Below are 3,452 nucleotides of genomic sequence, written 5' to 3'. Positions count from 1 at the left end.
GAGCCTGCGCGATCGCCATCGCAGCGGGGGGCGCATCGGCGACGCGGGCCGGGGTTCCGGATGCCCCGAGCGCGCGTGAAACCGCCTGCCCCAGAAACTGCGCCAGCACCGCCCAGGAACCGCTGTTCGGCGGAAGCCTGACGGCAGCCGCCGCAGCCGGGTCGGGTCGTCCGCCGAACAGCAGGTTCAGCAATCGGTCGATGTCCGGCGCGGCGACCAGCAGTTCCGCCGTCTGTTGCTGGCCGGTGTTGGGTGGCGACGCGTTGCGGGAAACAAGGCTGACCTTTCCGGCAAGCAGCAGCAGCGGCAGCGGCGCGCCCGCTGCCCCCGGTGGACGTTGCCGGACGCTCGTGCGCAGGCCGAACAGGCGCGTGAGTTCCGGCCCGAGCGTCGCGGCGAGGGTTTCGAAATCGGCAAATGCGGCGTCGGACACGGTGCCGGACGCAGCTTCGGGCCGGTTGTCGGGCGGGGTGGCTTCCGGCCAGATGTGGGCGCGCGGCATGTGGCTATTGCAGCACAAAGCTGGTCAGGAACACGTCGTCGACGCCTGCGATCCCGCTCTTGCGCTGGAGGACGTCGTTGATGGCGAGCCGCATGCGCCGGGCAAGCGCATCGCGCCCGCCGGTCGAGGTCAGCTCCGCTTCGCCGGTATCGGCAAGGATCGCCAGCACCGCCGCCACAATCGCGATGTTGTGACGCTTCACCGCTTCGACCACCGGCTGGCCGCCCTGCGTCGAGACGGCGATCTTCACCTGTGCGAAGCGGCCGGTGTCCTTCAGGTTGGCGGTAAAGCTGTTCTCGATCTCGACATATTCGAGTGGGGCGACTTTGGGGGCGGGCTTCGGCGCATCGGCCGGCTGCGGCAGCAGTTTCGGCACTGAAAGCGCGCCGCCGACGCCGGCCGCAGCGCCGCCAAGCACCAGCAGCAGGGGCAGCAGCAGACGCTTCAGCAGGCCGGGGCGGGGCGGGGCGCCGAGCGTGACGGCGGCGGGTGTGTCAACCATGCGGGCGGGCCTTTGCAGAGATGTCAGGCGTAGAGGTCGATCCGGCGGGTGCTGCCGGGCAGTCCGGGTGCGCCATGTTGCCGGGACGCGGGCCTGACGCGCAGCAGTCGTGCTTCCCGTTCGGCGGTCGTGTTGCGGCTGGTTTGCCTGCGTTCATCTGATGCTCCCCCGTCTGGCCCGCTTCGTGCCTGGGGCTGCTCCTGGTCGCGGGCTTCTTTCCCAGTGGATGGGCTGTTCGACTGTTCTGCAACTGTTCCGGTGCGAAGCTCCACGCGGATTGCCTCCACTTTGGTGCCAAGTTCGGCGAGCGCGTGCGCCAGCTCAGGGCGTGCAGCATCCAGCCGCTGCCGGCTTTCGTCGGTGCTGACGGCGATGGTCACGTCGATCAGCCGGTCCGTCGCCGACCGGACGGTGATGTCCGGGGTTGCGGGGGCCTCGGCGCGTGGCTGCACCTGCTGCTCGGCGGGTGGGTGTGCGGGCGTCGTTGCGGTGCTTGCGGGAACGGCTGACGGCGGCGGGGCGGTGCTGCCGGTCGCGGCCGATGGCGGCGGTGCAAGTTCGATCCGGAATGGCGGTGATTGCGGGCTTTGGCCGCCGCTGCCGCCGCTGTCACTGCTCGGGCTGCTCTGGCCGCCCCACTGCGTGGCCGTGGCCGGGCGCGGCATGTCGGTGGCGCCTGCCGGTTCCGGCGCCGATTCGCTGGTGGTGGCTGCTGGCGGCGCGGCAGGGGTGCGTGTTTCGGGCGCGGGTTGCCCGGCGGCGCTGCCCGCCGGAAGCAGGGTTGGCGCAGCGGCAGGCAGGGCCTGTTCGCCGGCTGGCCGGGTGGCTGCCGCAGCCTGCTGCATTTCGTGCAAGGATGCGGCAGGCGATGGCGGCGCGGCTTCCGGCAACGGTGGGGCGATGGGCATCGTTGCCAAAGCGATCGCCGTATCGATGCCGGGGTGTCCGGCGTCGGCGGCACTCCCGTCCTCGGCGTTGTCGGCTGGCGGCGCGTCGCTGGTCGGGGCCTCGGGCGTGGCTGCGACGGGCAGATCCGGCAGGATGAACGGGTCGATGCCAGCCGCTGTTCCGGCGGCGGCACGGGGCGCCCTGGACGGCGGAACCGCGATGGCGATCGGCGTGGCAGTCATGGCTTCTCCCTGGGCAGGGGCGCGGGCCGATCGTCGCGGTCGCGTTGCTCGGCATCGTCGGCAACGAGGCGTGTGATCCGCGCGGCATCGTCGGATGCGCGCGAGCGGGCATGTTCGGCGGTATGGCGCGCGTTTGCCGCCTGATCCTGTGCATTGCGGCGGCTGGCGGCGTGGGCCGTTGCTGCTTCGTGCGCCTGATGCAGCAGGCCGCGCAGCATGGCCGCGCCCTTCAGCGCGGCGCCGCTGGCGGTATCGGCAGGCGCGACCGACGACAGCGCCAGCGCACGCACATGCTCGGCGCGGGCGCTGGCGGCAGTCGCTGCGGCAGCAGTTGCAGCCAGCAGGCGGTCGGCGGCAAGCAACTGGCTTTCGCGGATTGCGGCAATCCGCCTGAGCCGGCCGAGTTTGCGGCGCGCAGCGGTCATGCAGCACCCCAGCCCGACAGCAGGGCCGCCTTCGCATCGTCGAAGCCGATGCTTGCGTGCTGGTCCTGGGCAAGAAAGGCCTCAAGGCCTGCCGCCCCGTCCAGCGCGCGGTCTAGCGCGGCATCCTGCCCGCGACAGTATGCGCCGATCGCCACCAGATCGCGGTTCTGTTCGACGAGGCCGAGATCGCGCCGGAACCGCGCGGCGGCGGCGATGTGGGCCGGTTCCACGCAGTCGGCCATGGTGCGGCTTAGCGACTGGCTGATGTCGATCGCGGGAAACCGGCCACGCGCGGCAATCGAGCGATCGAGCAGGATGTGGCCGTCGAGGACTCCGCGCGCGGTATCGACCACCGGGTCGGAGACCAGATCGTCGCCGTCGGCCAGTACCGTCAGCAGCGCGGTGATCGAGCCGCCGCCCGCCCGGTCGTTGCCGGCGCGTTCGATCAGGCGGGGCAGAAGGTCGAGAGCGGAAGCCGGATAGCCGCGCCTGCCCGGCGGTTCCCCGGCGGCAAGGGCGATTTCACGGCGGGCATGGGCAACGCGGGTCAGGCTGTCGACCACCAGCAGCACATGCCGTCCGCATGCGCGCAGCCATTCGGCGATGGCGAATGCGCGCAGCGCCCCGCGCACCCGCAACGGCGCCGCTGCGTCGGCCGGCACCGCAACCACGTGCGAACGCGCCAGCGCCGGGCCGGACAGTTGATTGAGGAATGCAGTGATTTCGCGGCCACGTTCGCCGATGAGGGCGATCACCACGCAGTCGGCGGTTACGCCGCGCACCAGTTGCTGCATCAGCACCGACTTCCCGACGCCGCTGCCGGCGATCAGGCCGACGCGCTGGCCGCGCCCCAGCGTCAGCAGGCCGTCGATTGCGCGCACGCCGCTGGCCAG

General features: G+C 71.5%; 4 protein-coding genes and 1 pseudogene. All 5 read right to left on the bottom strand.

The window, feature by feature from the left end:
* Positions 1 to 502, bottom strand: a 502-nt coding sequence (locus AC16JP_RS05160) for a hypothetical protein (protein ID WP_484339535.1), incomplete at its 3' end; no start/stop codon positions are given.
* 4 nt (positions 503 to 506) lie between these two features.
* A complete protein-coding gene (locus AC16JP_RS05155; RefSeq protein WP_484339534.1) occupies positions 507 to 1,004 on the bottom strand; it encodes a flagellar basal body-associated FliL family protein in 498 nt (165 codons plus the stop codon).
* A 23-nt stretch (positions 1,005 to 1,027) separates the two neighbouring features.
* Positions 1,028 to 2,134: a hypothetical protein gene (locus AC16JP_RS05150; RefSeq protein ID WP_484339533.1), complete on the bottom strand. Its 1,107-nt coding sequence runs from the start codon at positions 2,132 to 2,134 to the stop codon at positions 1,028 to 1,030.
* Positions 2,131 to 2,559 carry a hypothetical protein gene (locus tag AC16JP_RS05145; protein ID WP_484339532.1) on the bottom strand — a complete coding sequence of 143 codons (429 nt, stop codon included), beginning with the start codon at positions 2,557 to 2,559 and terminating at the stop codon, positions 2,131 to 2,133. Before AC16JP_RS05145 ends, AC16JP_RS05150 begins: the two co-directional genes overlap by 4 nt.
* Positions 2,556 to 3,452 (bottom strand): annotated as a pseudogene (gene fliI, locus AC16JP_RS05140) (flagellum-specific ATP synthase FliI); the annotation flags it as partial. The pseudogene fliI and the gene AC16JP_RS05145, both read right to left, overlap by 4 nt.

Source organism: Sandaracinobacteroides sp. (assembly GCF_057137845.1).
The sequence above is the reverse complement of the archived record's forward strand: the minus strand, read 5'-3'. Positions and strand labels throughout refer to the sequence as shown.